Origin of the sequence: Dysosmobacter sp. HCP28S3_G4 (genome assembly GCF_052065175.1) — a bacterium.
Lineage (GTDB): Bacteria > Bacillota > Clostridia > Oscillospirales > Oscillospiraceae > Oscillibacter.
Genome location: NZ_JBQHUP010000035.1, coordinates 1 through 16,950, shown reverse-complemented (window position 1 = coordinate 16,950; position 16,950 = coordinate 1). Strand labels below are relative to the sequence as shown.

General features: G+C 56.3%; 13 protein-coding genes and 1 tRNA gene. 5 read left to right on the top strand and 9 right to left on the bottom strand.

Annotation, left to right across the window (positions count from 1 at the left end; genetic code table 11):
* Positions 1 to 193: 193 nt before the first annotated feature.
* Entirely contained in the window at positions 194 to 838 is a 645-nt protein-coding gene (locus tag ACTNBU_RS09080; RefSeq protein WP_441033078.1) for a GntR family transcriptional regulator, read from the top strand.
* A 462-nt stretch (positions 839 to 1,300) separates the two neighbouring features.
* Here the strand turns inward: ACTNBU_RS09080 and ACTNBU_RS09075 are convergent.
* The 8 genes from ACTNBU_RS09075 to ACTNBU_RS09040 form a co-directional block, all read right to left on the bottom strand.
* A tRNA-Val gene (locus ACTNBU_RS09075) sits at positions 1,301 to 1,377 on the bottom strand.
* Between the two features lie 625 nt (positions 1,378 to 2,002).
* Entirely contained in the window at positions 2,003 to 3,244 is a 1,242-nt protein-coding gene (locus tag ACTNBU_RS09070; protein ID WP_441033076.1) for a tyrosine-type recombinase/integrase, read from the bottom strand.
* Positions 3,241 to 3,441, bottom strand: a complete 201-nt coding sequence (locus ACTNBU_RS09065; protein WP_441033074.1) for an excisionase — start codon at positions 3,439 to 3,441, stop codon at positions 3,241 to 3,243. The genes ACTNBU_RS09070 and ACTNBU_RS09065 overlap by 4 nt, the downstream gene beginning before the upstream one ends.
* Positions 3,431 to 4,513, bottom strand: coding sequence for an AAA family ATPase (locus tag ACTNBU_RS09060; RefSeq protein WP_441033071.1), 1,083 nt, complete (start codon positions 4,511 to 4,513; stop codon positions 3,431 to 3,433). Before ACTNBU_RS09060 ends, ACTNBU_RS09065 begins: the two co-directional genes overlap by 11 nt.
* Complete coding sequence (locus tag ACTNBU_RS09055; RefSeq protein ID WP_441033068.1) at positions 4,506 to 5,537, bottom strand: hypothetical protein; 1,032 nt, start codon at positions 5,535 to 5,537, stop codon at positions 4,506 to 4,508. Before ACTNBU_RS09055 ends, ACTNBU_RS09060 begins: the two co-directional genes overlap by 8 nt.
* 320 nt (positions 5,538 to 5,857) lie before the next feature.
* Positions 5,858 to 6,439 carry a DUF6100 family protein gene (locus tag ACTNBU_RS09050; RefSeq protein WP_441033066.1) on the bottom strand — a complete coding sequence of 194 codons (582 nt, stop codon included), beginning with the start codon at positions 6,437 to 6,439 and terminating at the stop codon, positions 5,858 to 5,860.
* Between the two features lie 472 nt (positions 6,440 to 6,911).
* Positions 6,912 to 7,442 (bottom strand): IS630 family transposase, encoded by a 531-nt coding sequence (locus ACTNBU_RS09045; RefSeq protein ID WP_441033104.1) that lies wholly within the window; start codon positions 7,440 to 7,442, stop codon positions 6,912 to 6,914.
* Positions 7,443 to 7,702: 260 nt separating this feature from the next.
* Entirely contained in the window at positions 7,703 to 8,299 is a 597-nt protein-coding gene (locus ACTNBU_RS09040) for a TetR/AcrR family transcriptional regulator C-terminal domain-containing protein (protein ID WP_441033063.1), read from the bottom strand.
* A 192-nt stretch (positions 8,300 to 8,491) separates the two neighbouring features.
* On the opposite strand from ACTNBU_RS09040, the gene ACTNBU_RS09035 reads away from it, so the two are divergent.
* From ACTNBU_RS09035 to ACTNBU_RS09020, 4 genes are read left to right on the top strand one after another with little or no spacing between them, the layout of a single operon-like run.
* The gene (locus ACTNBU_RS09035; RefSeq protein WP_441033060.1) at positions 8,492 to 8,803 is read left to right on the top strand and encodes a hypothetical protein; all 312 of its coding nucleotides are present in this window, start codon (positions 8,492 to 8,494) and stop codon (positions 8,801 to 8,803) included.
* 3 nt (positions 8,804 to 8,806) lie between these two features.
* Positions 8,807 to 11,248 carry an efflux RND transporter permease subunit gene (locus ACTNBU_RS09030; protein ID WP_441033057.1) on the top strand — a complete coding sequence of 814 codons (2,442 nt, stop codon included), beginning with the start codon at positions 8,807 to 8,809 and terminating at the stop codon, positions 11,246 to 11,248.
* Positions 11,235 to 15,821, top strand: a complete 4,587-nt coding sequence (locus ACTNBU_RS09025; protein WP_441033054.1) for a GLUG motif-containing protein — start codon at positions 11,235 to 11,237, stop codon at positions 15,819 to 15,821. The genes ACTNBU_RS09030 and ACTNBU_RS09025 overlap by 14 nt, the downstream gene beginning before the upstream one ends.
* Positions 15,822 to 15,823: 2 nt before the next feature.
* Complete coding sequence (locus tag ACTNBU_RS09020) at positions 15,824 to 16,420, top strand: AAA family ATPase (protein ID WP_441033051.1); 597 nt, start codon at positions 15,824 to 15,826, stop codon at positions 16,418 to 16,420.
* A gap of 248 nt (positions 16,421 to 16,668) precedes the next feature.
* Here the strand turns inward: ACTNBU_RS09020 and ACTNBU_RS09015 are convergent.
* Positions 16,669 to 16,950 (bottom strand): hypothetical protein (locus ACTNBU_RS09015; protein ID WP_441033049.1); only part of this gene is annotated, 282 nt, incomplete at its 5' end.

The following is a 16,950-nucleotide window of genomic DNA, read 5'->3' as shown; positions in this document are numbered from 1 at the left end:
ACGATATAAACATACAGCAGATGACAGGCTTTGTCAATAGAGGGCCGGTATTTCCCGGAAATATTTCGGTTTTGAATCCGCATCTGCCGCCCTTGACAATTTTGCCGCCTCCGATATACTGAAAGTGTTAAAATACATATTGTCGACCGCCAGATTTTATCCAGGCGCCGATCTTATCCCAAGGAGCATCATTATGGACAAAAAATCACAAGCGTATGAATATCTGAAACACGCCATCATCGTCGATGAGATCCCGCCTGGAAGCCCGCTGGTGGAACTGGAGCTCTCTGAATCTCTGCAAATGAGCCGGACGCCCATCCGGGAGGCGATGCGGCAATTGGAGACGGAGGGATTGGTAACCACGTATCCCGCCCGTGGCTCCTTCGTGACCGTTCTCACGCCCGATGATGTGCAGGAGATCTATGAGCTGCGTCTGGCGCTGGAATTGTGGGCCCTGGAGCGCAGCATTGCCCGCATCACCGATGAGGAGCTGGACGCCTTGCAGGCCGCCTTCGAGGAGGGATACCGCACCGGCGCGTGGGAGACGCTGCACAATGCGGACCGGGGCCTGCATGACCTCATTACGGAAAAGGCCTGGAGCAGGCGGCTGCTGATGCTGCTGAGTCTCCTGAACACCCAGGCGGAGCGGATCCGTTATCAGAGCGCCCGAAGTCTGGGGCGCGACGATCTCTCCTACCGGGAGCATCTGCATATCATTCAGTGCATCCGGGAGAGGGATCTGGAAAAGAGCAGGGCGGCGCTGAGGACCCATCTGCGCTCCGTGGCCAACTCCGCCATGGATGCCGCCAAAGCACAGGCGGTGAAGAGCTCGCTGTGATGGACAGCCTTTGGAATGCCTGAATCCTTCGGCGCAAGCGTTTTGACAGGTACGATCAAACAGAAACTCATGGAAATACAGGGACAGTTTGTCTCAGGTGTCAAAGTGCCTGCGGAAAGGCCCGGACCATTCCGGCTGCTCTGCTTGTTATGAAGCTGCTGTAACGGCTGCGAAGAGAACAGACTTTTAAGATACATACCCGAAAGGGTATGTATCTTAAAAACGATGAGATCAAAATGGATCGGAAAAATCTCAGACGCGCAGTTTCTTTTATGATGCGCATCCGCGGGTACGTCAGCACCCGCATGCTGAGGCGGAGCACTGACTGTATAGAACGGCGAAGTCGGAAAGCTATGCAGCCGGATCATCCGGCTGTTTTACCTGTAAGGGAAAACCAAAGGGAAAACGTTGGAAAATGCAAAACAAAAATCCCGTAACCTTCGCGGTTACGGGATTTTTTTCTGGTGGACGATACAGGACTCGAACCTGTGACCCCCTGCACGTCAAGCAGGTGCTCTAGCCAGCTGAGCTAATCGTCCGAACAGTTTGTTATTTTACACGGACTTTCCTGTTTTGTCAATGCTTTTTCGGAAATTTTTATTTTTTCTTCAGCGCACGAACCGGCCATACCATAAAAAGATGACAGGTACGAGAGTACCTCAGGCTGTCGAAAAAGTCCGATGGACTTTTTCGACAGCCTGCACAATGCCTCGCTTTTCTGCCCGCGAAGCGGGCCGAAAAGCTGCCGCTGCGCGGCGCAAACGCCTGCTGACACAGGCTTTTTGCAGGCATTTGATTCAACACGAGGGGGCTCTCGCCCCCTCGTACTCCCCCTGCAAAAAAGGACTCTTTTCCTTCAGACAGGGTTTTTCGACAATCTGAGGTACGAGAGTACCTGCCATCTTTTCTATCACTTCAGGCGGACTCGGCGCTTAGTACATGCCGCCCTTACGGACTTGGTTTTCAAAATATCTACGATATACAGCGAATAGTAATGATTTTCTCGTAAAATCAAAGAAAAATGACACTATTTGAAAGGAATAAATTACCCGCTGCATTTGCTCCCTGTTTATAAATCTCCGCAAATCTCCTAAGATTCACGGGCAAAGTGTGTAAGTTGTGTGTAAGCCATGTGTAAGGTGTCGCCGTGCCCAAACCCTGTGATTACAAGGCCTGTGCGATCTGTCTGAAGGCCCGTTCGGCAGATTCAAAGTCGCTATGTGTGTAAACATCCAATGTGACGCTGGCTGTGGAATGGCCCATGATATACTGGAGGCTCTTGACATCCAGCATTGCCTGCTGGGCGTTGGTGCAGAAGGTGTGCCGCAGTACATGAGGCGTCACAGTGGGCAGTGTCTTTCCATACAGCTTGACATACTTCTTCTGCATTCCCCGCATATAGTTCTCCAGGTGCATGGCTACTTTGGGCCGACCATCCTTGTCCAGAAAGAGGAATCCACTATATCCGTCCACCATCATCTCAACCTTCGGCGTTCCACGGTTCAAAAGCACTCGCCGAATTGACATATACACCGAATCGGTCATAGGGATACTTCGAATTCCACTGCTCGTTTTGGGCGGAGCGATGAAATAGGGCTTGTCTGCGGTGCGGCAGAGCTGCTTTCGAATATGGATGCAGCGCCGGTCAAGGTCGATATCCGCTTTCGTCAGTCCGTATAATTCGCTGACCCGCATTCCGGTCCCAAGCAGGATCACAATATCGTCATAGTAGTTGTCCTTGCCATAGTCATGGAGGAACTGCAAATACCGTTCCTGCTGTGCTTTGGTCAGTGCGCTGCGCACATAGGCGTCATTGGGGATCACATCAGACAGCTTGAACTTGAACGGATTCTTGCGGATCATATCATCATCTACAGCCATTTCAAAAGCCGGGCGGACAACGCTCTGGATGATCCCAATGGTGTTCTGTTTCAAGCCCGCGTCGTGCAAGGCAACGAACCAGCCCTTCCCATCAGAGAGTTTGACAGTCTTGATCTTGCGCTGCCCAAACGGGTCTGCGTGAATGCGTTTGATCGCTGTCCCATAGGCCCGCATGGAGTTTTCTTTCAAACCACGCCGCAAATTGATATACCGGTCAACCAGCTCGGCGACTGTGATCTCACCGCCTGCATAATCGATCCCATCCAACAGGTCACGCTGTATCGTTTCCTCTTTCTGGCGAAGTTCTTCCAGTGTCGGGGCGTACACATAGTACCACTTTTTATCGCCATCCCTGCGATAGCGGTAAAAATAGGTGTTGTTGGGACGCTGCCCCTCTCCGGAACGGAAGATGCGTCCCTTATTATCCTTGCGCTTTTCGGACAATTTTTCGCTCCTTTCCGCCGGAAAGCGCTTAACATAGTATGGTCCTAGCATACACCACATGAAAGGCTTTTCCAAGCTCAAATTGAATAGGCGGACTCCAAATATTTTTCAAAGGCTTTCCTTTTGATCAGCCGCTTGCTCCCATTCCAGAGGACAAACGGGCAATTTTCATCATTGGTCATATCCCGCAGCTTGTTGATGCCGATACCGAAGTAGGCTGCGGCTTCCTCCAGACTGAGGTTGGCTTTCTCCCACACAGGAACTCGCTCATTCGCCATCTGAATCACCACCTTCCAATGACGCAAATGACGGTAATGACAGTATTTTTCCCTCAGGGGCAGAACCGTCATTTGCGTCATCATCGTCATGCTGCGGTATCCTCAAAAAGCGAAGTTCACGCCGCTCAGAACTGCGGACATTCCGGAATAAGATTCCATATTCCCTTGATAGTTGCTCCGTCAGTGTGTTCAGTCTCCTCGTCAGAGTGTTAGGTACCAGTTCTGCGTCCGGGGCAATTTGCTGGACACAGCACAAGAGCTCTGTTGCAGTTCCGCGCCAGCCATCTTTGCCAATAATCTGATCAATGACTGGCAGAAGAGGATCGGGAGGTTCCGGCAATGGCGTATGCTCCATTCTGATCAGATCCCAAACGCATCGACTCTTATCAAAGCGCAGCACATATCGCTGGTTTGGCACATCCCTGCCTGTCTGCTCCAAAAGCACATCATTTTTGCCCTGATGCAGAAGAAAAGCGCCGTCTGCAGCGCCCAACAGGCCGTTGGTCCCGGAAATTTGATTGAACAGATTGTCATCGTCCTCGTTTTTCCGCGTGTGGTGAACGACAATCAGAGCGACATCATATGCATCTGCAAATGTCTTCAACGGCAAAATGGTTTCATAATCATGGCTGTAGCTGTATGACGATCCATCGCTCTCCCGTACCCGCTGAAGTGTGTCGATCACGATCAGCCTCGTGTCAGGGTGTTCAAGAATAAAATCCTGAAACTGCTGTATCAAGGCGTCTCCTTGCTGATTGATCTGAAACAGCAGATGAAATTCGGAGCCGGACCAGTCTGTTCCGAACATTCTGGCCAAGCGGCTCTGCAGCCGCTCCTGGGTGTCTTCCAAGGTCAGATACAATACAGTGGATTTCCGCGTAGCCAATCCCAGGAAAGGTATTCCTTCTGCTACGCTCCAGCAGAGCTGGGTCATCAGAAATGATTTGCCTATTTTCGGCGTGCCTGCCAGAATATAGGTCCCGGCAGGCAGCATGCCTTCAACAATCACAGGCTTGGGTAAAAACTGCTTGTCCATCAGTTCGCCTGCAGTAATCGGTTCTCGTTCAAACATCGTTGTGATCTCCATTCATTTCAAAATCTAAAAGCCAGCGGTCAGGTATGACGAGTAAATCCGGGTCGATCTTGCAGAATCTTTTCAAAATGCCTATCTGGCACGCAAAGAATGTGCCTCTGTCCAGGCAGCGCGCTTCCCGTTTCTCTTTGCCCGAGTCATAATGCTCAGACAGCGATTCCAAACTGGACAGATACCCCGGCAGTATGGACGGCTCACACACGCCGTTTTGCAGCAAATACTGCTGGAAAGCAACCAGGTATGTATCGTCCAAATAAAGCTTCAACAAACGCAGGCCCATATCGTCCATAGTAAAATAGCGGAAGCAGCTGTCTTTCGTGAAATGAATCAGACGGCTGCGGGGATTGACTGCGTGGATAATGAGGGACTGCACCAAGTCCCAACTCTCTCCCAACAGAAGGCTGCTGCCGGGAATTCGACTACGTCCCAGTGGAGAAGCGGCTATATGGTCGAGGAACATCCGCTCCGCCTCCTCGGACCAGCGCAGATTGTTGTCACCAAGATAATAGAGTGGGTAGTAGTAATACTTATCCACAAGAACACCTGACAGGCGGGCTCCCTTGTTATCCCAGCCGTATTCCCTGGCAAGCTCATAGGCGCTGTAATAGGTAAGCTGGTTGCCCAGTGCGGCATCCTTCAGCCGCCCGGGCTGCCAGACCGCTTCCAGCTTTATAGCAGCCAGCAGGCAGGCCGCTCCCCGGTGAAGCCGCAGCGTTTTCTTCCAGTTTCCGTGCCCACTCTCCGGAGCCAGCGCATGGGCTCGGACACGCTGCGCCCGACCCGGGCTTACCCTTTGAAGTTGACCTAAGCCAGCCTCTGTCAGACTCAGGGAGCGGACGATTCTGCGCCGGTATCCCTTCATACGCCGTTCCTTCAGATACCCCTCCTGCACCAACTTTGTAACCAGGCGGCGATTATAGTCATAGTACCCCGGCAGCTTCCGCACCAGCGATACCGGCACCTCTCCACACAGGCCCACAAACTCCATCAGCTTCACTGCCATACATCCATTCTTCAACTGCATCTTCATATCCTCCATACGCATTCCCACAGCAGCGCACCCAACAGGCTCACAGCAGCAAACACGAAACACCATACACAAGGCTGCTGGCACCTCATACCCGCAACCCTCAATTGCCCTGCACCATTCTATCAGGTTGCCTGACTGCGCTACTTGCCTATTATCAAAATTCTTACCAACTCACTCCCACCCTCGACCGTTTTTGCGTCGGGAACTCCTTGCACCCCAATGGGTTGGAGGTTCCGCACAACGCCGAAAATCTGCAAGAGGTTTTCGACCAAAATAGGTATGTATTTTTTGGCCTAATCGTACACATTTTCGGTGGTGCTGTTCCAGCATTCTGAGTGATTTTTTAACCATTCCGGGAACTGTTCCGGCGGCAGGATCCAGATACGGGTTCCATCCTGCTCTCCCCGGTGACTGCACTGGAATGCGGAGCAAAGGGCAGCCGTATCGTTTGCGAGGAAGGCTGCCTCCAGCACATCCTGACAGTGCTTCAGCTCCAGATTGTCATGGTCGATAAAACGGCGACTGCGGCTGAAGTCATAGATGTGCTCGTACACCAACACGCAGGCACAGAACTTCGGCTGGTCATGTTCCGGGAAGGTCCGGTGGATGGTATCCCGCAGCAGTCCGGCAAGAAACCGGGAGCGGTCAGCGTCATCCCGCCGTGGCATCATCCCCGGAAGGGAGGCTGCCAGCCAGCCCTCCGGGGTAATCTCTACAACTGCGGCTTGGCTGTTGTCAGAAAACACATCACCCGGAACTGTTTGCGCAGGCTCCAGAACAGAGGCGGCGTACTGCCGGAGCTGGATGGCGGCATCTTCGGCCGACCGGACGGCATCCAGAAGAAGCTGCTCTCTATAGGTATCAGAATACTTCATCGTCTATCTTCCTTTCAGGTATCGGATGGGCTTACAGGCTTGTCCCGCATATCCCTTCATAATAAATGGAGAAAAAGCGGGGGCATTTATACCCGTCTCAGACAAAATATTTTCTTCTTCGGGCGATTGGCAATGATTTTCCTTCTCCTCCGTTGGTTAGCGGATTTTTACAGGCATATCCTTCACACTCCTTCATAGTAAATGGAGAAATAGAGGGGTAAAATGAAACCCCCTTTGGCAAAAAATTTTCAACTTTGAGCAACGACCGGTAATCCTCTCGTAATAAATGTAGAAAACAGGCCCCTTCTGACCACCCATGGAAGCAGAAAAAATAAAAAAATACGTTCAACGTAGACTTTGGTAAACGCAACAATTGCTGTAGTTGCATTAGGTCTACGTTGAACGTATTTTTTCAAAAGATGACGCAGAAGGTGGAGTTATGCGCAAACAAGGATATGTATCATACTAATTCTTAATTAAAAACTTCAATTATCCAATCTCTGCCAGTAATGCTGGAAATGACATTGTTAGGCAAAGAGCAAATGGTATCACACAGGCGATCAACAACTTTTTCCAATGTGGCAAAAACCTCGTTACGGAACCCACGTTTTCGGATCTCTTTCCAAATCTGTTCAATGGGATTCATCTCGGGCGTATACGGGGGGATGTGGAAAAGGATAATGTTCTCCGGTAATTGCGGGCCTCCGGATTTGTGCCATGCAGCACCGTCACAGCAGAGCAATATGATGTCCTCAGAATATCGTTCAGACAATTCCTTCAGAAAGATGTTCATGCACACTGTATTGCAATAAGGCATGACAAGAAAGCATCCCTCACCGGTCAACGGCTCTACCGCTCCGTAGGCATAGCGATACTCTCGGATATGGTGACAGGGTACGCTGGGGCGTATCCCTTTCTCACACCAGCAGTATTTAGGCCTGTTTATCCTTCCAAATCCAGCCTCATCCTGAAACATCAAGCGGATTTTCTTTCCGCTGTGGATAACTTTCAGATCTTCTACAGAGGTTTTAATTTTTTTGAGGCCGCGATTTCTTCGCGTGCTTGCTCAATCGCTTTTATTTCTTCATCACTGAATTTATATCTGGAAGCCATCTTCATCACCCAGATATAGTATAGCATATCTTTGCATTTATTTGAAGTATTTTATTAAGAAATAGTATTAAATGAGAGAGGCGCTGCCTCTCCATGATTTCGAAAAATCATGAGAGACAGCGCCCTCTTCATTATATTGATGCCCCCAGCTCAGGGCGTCCGTTCCTCCCGGCGCTCCCGGAGCCGCAGCTCCGCGCCCCGGATATGGTCTGTCAGCATGGTATCACAAAAGGCCACCAGTTCCTCCGGCGTCTGCCCGATCTCCTCGTACAGCCAGCTTTCTACAGTGGCAGCCAGTGAAATGACATAGAAATGGGTCAGCATCTCCGCGTCATTCTCCGAGCCGCCCAGCTTTTCTTCCATCTGCTCCACGCTTCGGTAGATGATGTTGTAGATGTTCTCCCGGAAAAACCGTTTCACATAATCGCGCCCCAGAGACTTCAGTGCGCACAGGCACACCTTCCGGTTCTCCTGGAGATACCGGAACAGTTGGAGCAACCCCTCCTGCCACAACAGCGCTCCCTCCCGCTGTTCCAGCAGAGACACCGCCTCCTCCTGGAACATCCAGCGCAGCAGATCATAAATGTCCTCAAAGTGGTAGTAAAAATTCTGGCGCTTCATGCCGCACTGTTCCATCAGCTCCTGAATGGTGATCTTATCCAGAGGCTTCTGTGTCATCAGTTTTTTCAGGGCGTCCGCCATGGCCCGTTTGGTCTGGCCGGACGCAGTGTAGCTTTTCTTTTCCATAGATCCCTCCTACGGGCCAGTCCGTTCATGTTCGGCTAGTTTGCCGCCATTATACCACATCCTCCCGCCGCTGACAATTTATACAATCCGGTCAATCTGTCATAAATGCGACACTGCCGCCGGTTTGTATGTTGCCAGTGAAGGTATCATCCGCTATGGTTGAATTGAATTTTTACGGGAGGTGGACGTCTCATGCGTCTTTGCTACCGCGTGACATTGGAAAGTCCTCTGGGCCCCCGTCCGGGACTTTTACAGCTGGAATTTCTGGATGGCCGCATCGGCGGTACACTGTCCCTGCTGGGCTTTGACAACAATATTTCCGGGCGGCGGCTGGATGGGAACAGGCTGGTCCTGGCCCACAGCCTGCGCACCGCCGTCAGCGTCCTCCCCTGCGAATCCACGCTGGAATGGAACGGCTCCGCGCTGACCGGGACCACCCGCACCGCGGGAGAACAGCTGTCCTGGCGGGGCGAGCTGCTGGAAACTTCCAGGAAAGGAGACTGACCTATGGCAAACAACGAACCGCAAAATGAAAGCTTCATGATGAAGCTGGCCACCTTCATCGTGGACAAACGCAACCTGTTTTTCCTTCTGGTCGTCATCAGCGTGATCTTCACCATGTTCTCCCGGAACTGGGTGGAGGTGGAGAACGATATGGCCTTTTATCTGCCCCCGGAGTCGGAGACCCGGCAGGGCCTGGACGTGATGGAGGACCAGTTCACCACCTTCGGCACGGCCCGGGTGATGGTCGCCAACATCACGCTGGGCACCGCCCAGGCCCTGGAGACGCAACTTTCCAAGCTGGAGGGCGTGCAGAGCATCGCCTTTGACGATACCTCCGACCACTACGCTCAGGCCTCCGCCCTGTACGACATCACCTTCGACTACGACGAAAAGAACGAGGCCTGTCTGGACGCTCTGGAGACAGTGAAGGCCAGCCTGTCCGGCTACGATATTTACGTCTCCACCTCTCTGGGCAATGCCAAGGGCGACATCATCAGCGCCGAGGTCAACGTCATCATGGTGTATGTGGCCGTCATCATCCTGGTGGTGCTGCTGCTCACCTCCCAGACCTACGCGGAGGTGCCGGTGCTGCTGCTCACCTTCGTGACGGGCATGATCATGAACATGGGCTCCAACTTTCTGCTGGGAAAGATCTCCTTCGTGTCCAACTCCGTCACCAGCATTCTGCAGCTGGCGCTGTCCCTGGATTACGCCATCATCCTCTGCAACCGATTCAAGGATGAGCACCAGACCCTGCCCATTCGGGAGGCCACCATCGTGGCACTGAGCAAGGCCATCCCGGAGATCGGCGCCAGCTCCCTCACCACCATTGGCGGACTGGTGGCCATGATGTTCATGCAATTCCGCATCGGTCCCGACATGGCCATCTGCCTCATCAAATCCATCCTGTTCGCCCTGCTGGCGGTATTTGTGGTGATGCCCGGATTGCTGGTGCTGTTCGGCCCCCTGATGGACCGGACCCGCCACCGCAGCTTCGTGCCCCCCATCCCCTTCGTGGGCCGCTTCGCCTACCGGACCCGCTTCATCATCCCGCCCGTCTTCCTGGCGGTGATCCTGCTGGCCCTCCACTTCTCCGGGAACTGCCCCTATGCCTACGGCTACGGCGGCATTGAGACCCCCAAGCTCAACAACATCCAGATCGCGGAGCAGATGATCGACGACACCTTCACCTCCTCCAACCTGGTAGCCCTGGTGGTCCCCACCGGAGACTACACCGCCGAGCGCTTGATGCTCAACGACCTGGAGCAGCGGGACGAGGTGGACTACACCCTGGGGCTTTCCAACGTGGAGGCCATGGACGGCTATATGGCGGCGGACCGCCTGACGCCCCGGCAGTTCGCCGAGCTGGCGGACCTGGACTACGAGCTGGCAAAAGGCATCTACACCGCCTACGCGGCCAAGCATGAGGAATTCGGTCAGATCGTGGGCAGCGTCTCCACGTACAGCGTCCCCCTAATGGATATGTTCCTCTTTGTCTGCGACCAGCTGGACGAGGGCTATGTGACGCTGGACAGCGAACAGATGGACACCCTGAACGACGCCCGGGAGCAACTCACCAACGCCCGGCTCCAGCTCCAGGGTGATACCTACAACCGGGTGCTGGTCTACCTGACACTGCCGGAGGGCGGGCAGGAGACCTACGCCTTCCTGGACACCATGGCGGAGACCGCCCGGAAGTATTACCCTGAGGGCAACATCTACGTGGTGGGCAATTCCAGCACGGAATATGACTTCCAGAAGACCTTCAGCCGGGACAACTCGGTGGTCAGCGCGGTGTCCATCTTCATCGTGCTGCTGGTGCTGCTGTTCACATTCAAATCCGCCGGAATGCCTGTCCTGCTGATCATGGTCATCCAGGGCTGCATCTGGATCAACTTCGCCATTCCTGCCTTTACCGGCACGCCGCTGTTCTTCATGAGCTATCTGGTGGTCAGTTCCATCCAGATGGGTGCCAACATCGACTACGCCATCGTCATTGCCAGCCGGTATATGGAGCTGAAAAACGAAATGTCCCATCAGGACGCCATTATTGAGACCATGAATTTTGCCTTCCCCACCATCATCACCTCCGGCACCATTCTGGCGGTGGCCGGCATCCTCATCGGGCAGATGACCTCCGAGGCCGCCATCGTGGGTATCGGCCAAAGCCTCGGCCGGGGCACTATCCTCTCCATCTTCCTGGTGATGTTCGTGCTGCCCCAGATTTTGCTGCTGGGCGGCACCGTGGTGGAAAAGACCTCCTTCTCAATGCCCAGCGCCATCCGCCGGCGGGGTGCCAGCGGCCGGGTGCGGGTGGACGGCATGGTGCGGGGCGAGATCTCCGGCACCATCAGCGGCATGGTCCACGCGGTGGTGGACGGCAAAGTGGATCTGAACCTGATCTCCGGTTCTGTGACAGAGGAGGCAGACGATGAAACGAACTAACCATATCCGTCGGGCGGCGGCAGTGCTGCTGTCCCTGCTACTGTGCGCACAGACCGCCGCGCCGGCCCTGGCCGCCGACAGCCGAACCATTTACATCAACAGCGCCGGGGACCTGCTGGCCCTGGCGGCGCAATGCTCCCTGGACACCTGGTCCCGGGACAAGACCGTGGTGCTGCGGTCCGACATCTCCCTGGGCAGCACCGATTACACCCCCATCCCCACCTTCGGCGGCACCTTTGACGGCGGCGGCCACACCATCTCCGGTCTGAACCTGTCCGGCAATCTGTCTCCCGCCGGACTGTTCGGCGTCCTCCAGGAGGGTGCCGTGGTCCGGGACCTGCGGGTCAGCGGCACGGTGCAGCCCACCGGCGGCAGCCGAGATGTGGGCGGTATCGCAGGACGCAGCGGTGGCCTGATTGAAAACTGCGCCTTCTCCGGCACTGTGTCCGGAAAAGACGGCGTGGGCGGCATCGTGGGCACCAACGCCCTCACCGGCACCATCCGAAGCTGTACCGCCGCCGGCAGTGTCACCGGAAGCAGCCGTACCGGCGGCATCACCGGCGTGAATCTGGGCGTGGTATCCTCCTGCCGGAACGACAGCTATGTGAACATCACCAGCGTGGACCCCGGTATCAACTTGTCCGACTTGGATCTGACCCCTTCCGCCCAACTGCTTACCCTCCGTTCTCTTGACACCATCAATGTAGCCACCGACACTGGTGGCATCGCCGGCTATTCCTCCGGTATGCTTCTCAGCTGCGTCAACACCGGCATCATCGGCTATCAGCATGTGGGCTACAACGTGGGCGGTATCGCCGGGCGCAGCTGCGGTTACGCGGCCCACTGCGTCAACTACGGTCAGGTGCTGGGCCGCAAGGACATCGGCGGTATCGTGGGCCAGGCGGAGCCTTACGTGGTTTTGAACTTCTCCGAGGACACCCTGGAGACGCTCCGCTCCCAGCTGAACGCCCTCCAGCGTCTGGTGGACCGGACCGCGGACAATGCAGAAGACTCCTCCACCGACCTCTCCAACCGTCTCAGCGCCATTAGTGGCGTACTGGACACCGCTTCCGGCCACGCTGAGGATTTGACGGACCAATTGTCAGATTACGGTGACGGCGTCATCTCGGAGATCAACCGGGGCAGCGATATCCTGGCGGACGCTCTGGACCAGCTGTCCGCCATCTCCGAACAGGTCACGGACTTGTCCGGCCCCATCACAAAAAGCATCAACAAGCTGGAAACCGCTGCCCGGAAGCTGGTTCAGGCCGGCGATGCCAGCTCCGGCGCAATGGATACCTTGCAGTGGGCCACAGCTGACCTGACCACTGCCAGCAGCCTGCTGAAAAGCGGCCTGTCCGATCTATCCAATGGTACAAAGCAGCTGCGAAACGCTGTGGAAACCCGGGACGAGGCTGCCGCCAGACAGGCGCTGGCCCAAATCAAAAAGGGCCTTGAACAACTGCCCCAGGCGATGGACCTGATCTCCAAAGCCCTGGACACCGCCTCCGGCGCTCTGACCGACGCCAAGACTGCCTCCGACGCGCTGACCACCGCTGCAAAGCAGCTGGCGGAGGCCCTGGACATTCTGGGAGATGTGTCAGCGGACGGACAGGATATTCTCTCCGACGCCGAGGACCTACTGGACTTTCTTTCCAGTGCGGACCCCATCCAGATCGCCCACCCGGATGAGGCAATCAGTACCTCTGCCGACGCCCTCTACGACACGCTGCATCTGCTCAACAGCCACGTGGACCAGCTCAGCGGCGCCATGGAGGGCACCGCCCACACGCTGACCAACGACGTCCGGGCCATCAGCAGCCAGTTCCACAGCATCATGAACACAGTGCTGGACGCGGTGGACGACCTGGAAAACACCGCGCCGGAGGACCGGTTCTCCGATGCCTCTCAGGCGGATATCGACGCCGTGACCAGCGGCAAGCTGCTCTCCTGCGTCAACCAGGCCGCCGTCTCCGGCGACATCAACACCGGCGGTGTGGCAGGCACCATCGCTGTGGAATATGAGTTGGACCCGGAGAGCGACGCCCTCTCCGGCGACACCCCCCTGTACCGGCGGGAATATGAGCTGAAAGCCATCCTGCAAAACTGCTCCAACACCGGGACCGTCACCGGCCGTCGGGACTACGTTGGCGGCATCTGCGGCCGGATGGACCTGGGGCTGATCACCGGCTGCGAAGGCGGCGGTATTGTGGAAAGCGAAAGCGGTGACTACATCGGCGGCATCGCCGGATTCACCACCGCTGCCATCCGGGACAGCTTCGCCAAATGCCGTCTCAGCGGCGGTAAATACGTAGGCGGCATCGTGGGCTCCGCCGCCGTGGAGGGCTCCGCCAAATCGGTGGGCGAAGTCTCCCGCTGCCACTCCCTGGTCCGCGTCACCGACGCCAAACAGTATGTCGGTGCCATCTCCGGCGTGGACCGGGGCGCCTTCCGGGACAACACCTTCGTCTCTGACCAGCTGGCCGGCATCGGCGGCATCAGCATTGCCGGAAAGGCGGAGCCGGTTTCCTATGAGACACTTCTGAAAACACCGGGGCTCCCCATCTCCTTCCAGCGGCTGACACTGCGGTTCCTGGCCCGGGACCAGGTGCTGAAAACCGTGTTCTTCCACTACGGAGACTCCCTGGATGACTCCGTATTCCCTGATATTCCCGCCGAAAGCGGCAGCTACGCCGTGTGGGACCTGACAGACCTGTCCGACCTGCGCTTCGACACTGATGTGACCGCTGTGTACGCCCCCTGCATCTCCGCCCTCTCCTCCGAAAGCCAACGGGATGACGGACGCCCGGTGTTCCTGGTGGAGGGCCTGTTCAGCAACCGCGACCATCTGGCAGCGGAGCGGTCCGCCGGACAATCCCCCGCGGTCCGCCGGACGCCCGACAGCATCCGGAAAGCCGTGGAGCAATGGCAGCTGACGATTCCGGCAGACGGCCAGGAAACCCACACGGTCCGCTACCTCTCCCCCAGCGGAAAAACCGACAAATTGGAAGTATACGCCCTGCTGGAAGGCAAATGGGAGCGGCTGGACACCGACACCGTGGGCAGCTACCTGCGGTTCGACCTGCCCGAAGACAGCAGCAATCTCGCCGTGGTGTCCCGCACCCCCATCTGGTGGCTGTGGCTGCTGGGTGCCATCGCCTGTGCCGGGCTGGCAGCGGTGCTGCTCCTGCGTGGCCGGTCCGCCCGAAAGGCGAAGGCAGCTCTTCCCACGCAGACGCAGGCTCCCGTCCCTGCGCCCCGTCCCTCCGGAAAGCGGCGGGCGCTGCGGCTGGTTGCCGGAGCGCTGGTGCTTCTGTCGCTCTGCACCGCATGGTTCTTCGGCTCCGGCGCCAATGACCGCCTTGTCGCCTACCACCTGCTCCACAAATATGTTCAAAGAACGGAGCTCTCTATGGAGCTGACCGCCGATGTGGACGTAGGGCAGCAACACTTCACCGTCTGTACGGAGCTGACCCGCACGAAAGCGGAGGGCCAGCGGGTCACCCGGGCCGAACAGTACGGCGTGCCCCTGTACTATTCCAACGGTCTTGTCTACACAGAGAACGGAAAATCCTTCAGCACCGGAAGTATTTTCCCCGATTACTCCACCTTGCTGGACAACGCCGAAGAACTGTACCGGGCTACCCGGATCTCCGTATACGAAAACAGCGGCGAGACCATTTACAGTATCACCGTCACGGATGAAGATGCCGAATCCCTGCTGACCCACCTCTTCCCCGCCGCGGTCCAGTCCATCGCGGTGCAGGATGTGGACATCGACCTGATATCCAGCAGCGGCGAATTGTCCGGTATCCGGTTCTCAGCGGAGGGCACCCTCTCCGGCACACCGGCGGACATCTCCCTGGATCTTTCCATCCGCCAGTCCGCTCAACCGCCTGAGATCCCCCAGGCCGTCCGCCAGCATCTCCGCGACGGCGGCGTCCAGGCGGAACGGATCCCCGCAGAGGAGCTGCTGCATCTGATGACGGCCTGGATGAAGCTGAACGCCGAAGATCCCTTCTCCGCCCGGCTCTCCCTGTCCGCCAACTGCGGCCCTCTGGTGTTGGATGACCAGCTGGAGCTGTACCGGACCCGGTGCAGCGGAATGCAGGTCAGTCTGGTCCGCAAAAACGGCCGCACCCTGTACTTCACTGACAGCACCATCTGCGGCGAGGACGGCAGTGCGGTCAGCGCGGCGGATGCGGACGTGACGCAGTCCGCCGCCCTGGTGGAGCTGGCAGGCCGGCTCTGCATGAACGGCAGCCTTGTCCGCACGGAGCGGGACGGAGAAGAAATCTACACCCTGTCTCTGGACCAGGAGGGGCTGGAGGCCGTGGCCAGTGCCATTTTGCCCCAGCTCCGCACGCTGGACACCCGCCTCACCAGCGGCAGCATCCGGATCGTCCTGAAAGAGAACGCCATTCAAAGTATCCGTTTCACCTGCGATGGCAGCGCCCACATCCTGCTCTCAGACGTGCCCATCTCCCTGTCGGGAGAGCTGACGCCGGGAGCCGCCGCTGAAATGCCTGTCATACCGGACGCGGTGCTGAGCACGTTACAAAAGGGGGAATAACCATGCGGATCATCTGTATCGGACGGCAGTTCGGCAGCGGCGGTCATGAGATTGCCCTCCGAGTCGGTCAACAGCTGGGTATCCCGGTTTATGAGAAAAACATCCTGCACCTGGCCTGCAAATACGGCGGTCTGGCGGTGAAAACGTTGGAGGACGCCGACGAAAAAGCCACCAATCCATACCTCTACCGGGTGGTATGCGAGGGCAACCACCACGTGCCCCGGGGCCTGCCCACCTCCGAGGTCCTGTTCGCCCTGCAAAGCCACGAGATCCGGCGCATCGCCGCCCAGGAGGACTGCATCTTTGTGGGCCGCTGCGCGGACTTTGTGCTGCGGGACACGGACGCCCGATTGCTACGGGTCTTCGCATCTGCTCCCTTTGAAACACGGATCCAGCGGAAAATGGACCAGGAGCAGCTCTCTCACAGCCGGGCGGTCCGTCTGGTACGGCGCATGGACCGCCAGCGGAGCAAATACCGGGAACATTACACCGGCCTTTCCTGGAACGATCCCGCCGGCTGGGACCTGATGCTGGACACCTCGGTTCTTTCCATCGAGCAGGCTGCGGATGAGGTCGCCGCCCGGTATCTGGCCCTCTGAAAGACACAAAACAAGGGGGCTGTCTCACCAAAAAAGCGAGGCAGCCCCTCATTTTCACTTCACGGGAGGAAGCGCCGATCCTCTCCGCCCCCCTTCTTTCTCACGCAGTTGGATCTTCAGTTTCATGGCCCGGTATTCCCGTTCTGTGATGATCCCCTTTTCCAGCAATACCTAGTTGAAATAAAGCAGCATTCCCTGTTGATATGCAAACGCTTTGGTGCAAGAAGCAGACATAGACAGCTCTCCTATCATCTTCTTACTATAATGTCTCCTACAATATAGTTACGGTTGAAGGCGCGGCAGCCAGCCGCGTCTTTTTCCATCTCAAAGCTGAAGCTGTTAGAATGTGAGAGAACTGCTTCATGGTGAAGCAATGGGTTAGAAGAAATGCCTTCGGGTATTTCGGACACGGGCATGAATGGAGTGGTACCCTTTAAGTGCAGTCGCAAATTCCCCAAAAATCTGTTAAAGTGAAAAACAAAGATGGAGGGGATCACAATGGGAAAGTACAGCAAGGAATTCAAGGAAGA

Coding starts and splice junctions, on each gene's coding strand:
- ACTNBU_RS09080 (WP_441033078.1), top strand. CDS start 194: ATGGACAAAAAATCACAAGCGTATGAATATCTGAAACACGCCATCATC.
- ACTNBU_RS09065 (WP_441033074.1), bottom strand. CDS start 3,441: ATGGCGAATGAGCGAGTTCCTGTGTGGGAGAAAGCCAACCTCAGTCTG.
- ACTNBU_RS09060 (WP_441033071.1), bottom strand. CDS start 4,513: ATGTTTGAACGAGAACCGATTACTGCAGGCGAACTGATGGACAAGCAG.
- ACTNBU_RS09055 (WP_441033068.1), bottom strand. CDS start 5,537: ATGGCAGTGAAGCTGATGGAGTTTGTGGGCCTGTGTGGAGAGGTGCCG.
- ACTNBU_RS09050 (WP_441033066.1), bottom strand. CDS start 6,439: ATGAAGTATTCTGATACCTATAGAGAGCAGCTTCTTCTGGATGCCGTC.
- ACTNBU_RS09040 (WP_441033063.1), bottom strand. CDS start 8,299: ATGGAAAAGAAAAGCTACACTGCGTCCGGCCAGACCAAACGGGCCATG.
- ACTNBU_RS09035 (WP_441033060.1), top strand. CDS start 8,492: ATGCGTCTTTGCTACCGCGTGACATTGGAAAGTCCTCTGGGCCCCCGT.
- ACTNBU_RS09030 (WP_441033057.1), top strand. CDS start 8,807: ATGGCAAACAACGAACCGCAAAATGAAAGCTTCATGATGAAGCTGGCC.
- ACTNBU_RS09025 (WP_441033054.1), top strand. CDS start 11,235: ATGAAACGAACTAACCATATCCGTCGGGCGGCGGCAGTGCTGCTGTCC.
- ACTNBU_RS09020 (WP_441033051.1), top strand. CDS start 15,824: ATGCGGATCATCTGTATCGGACGGCAGTTCGGCAGCGGCGGTCATGAG.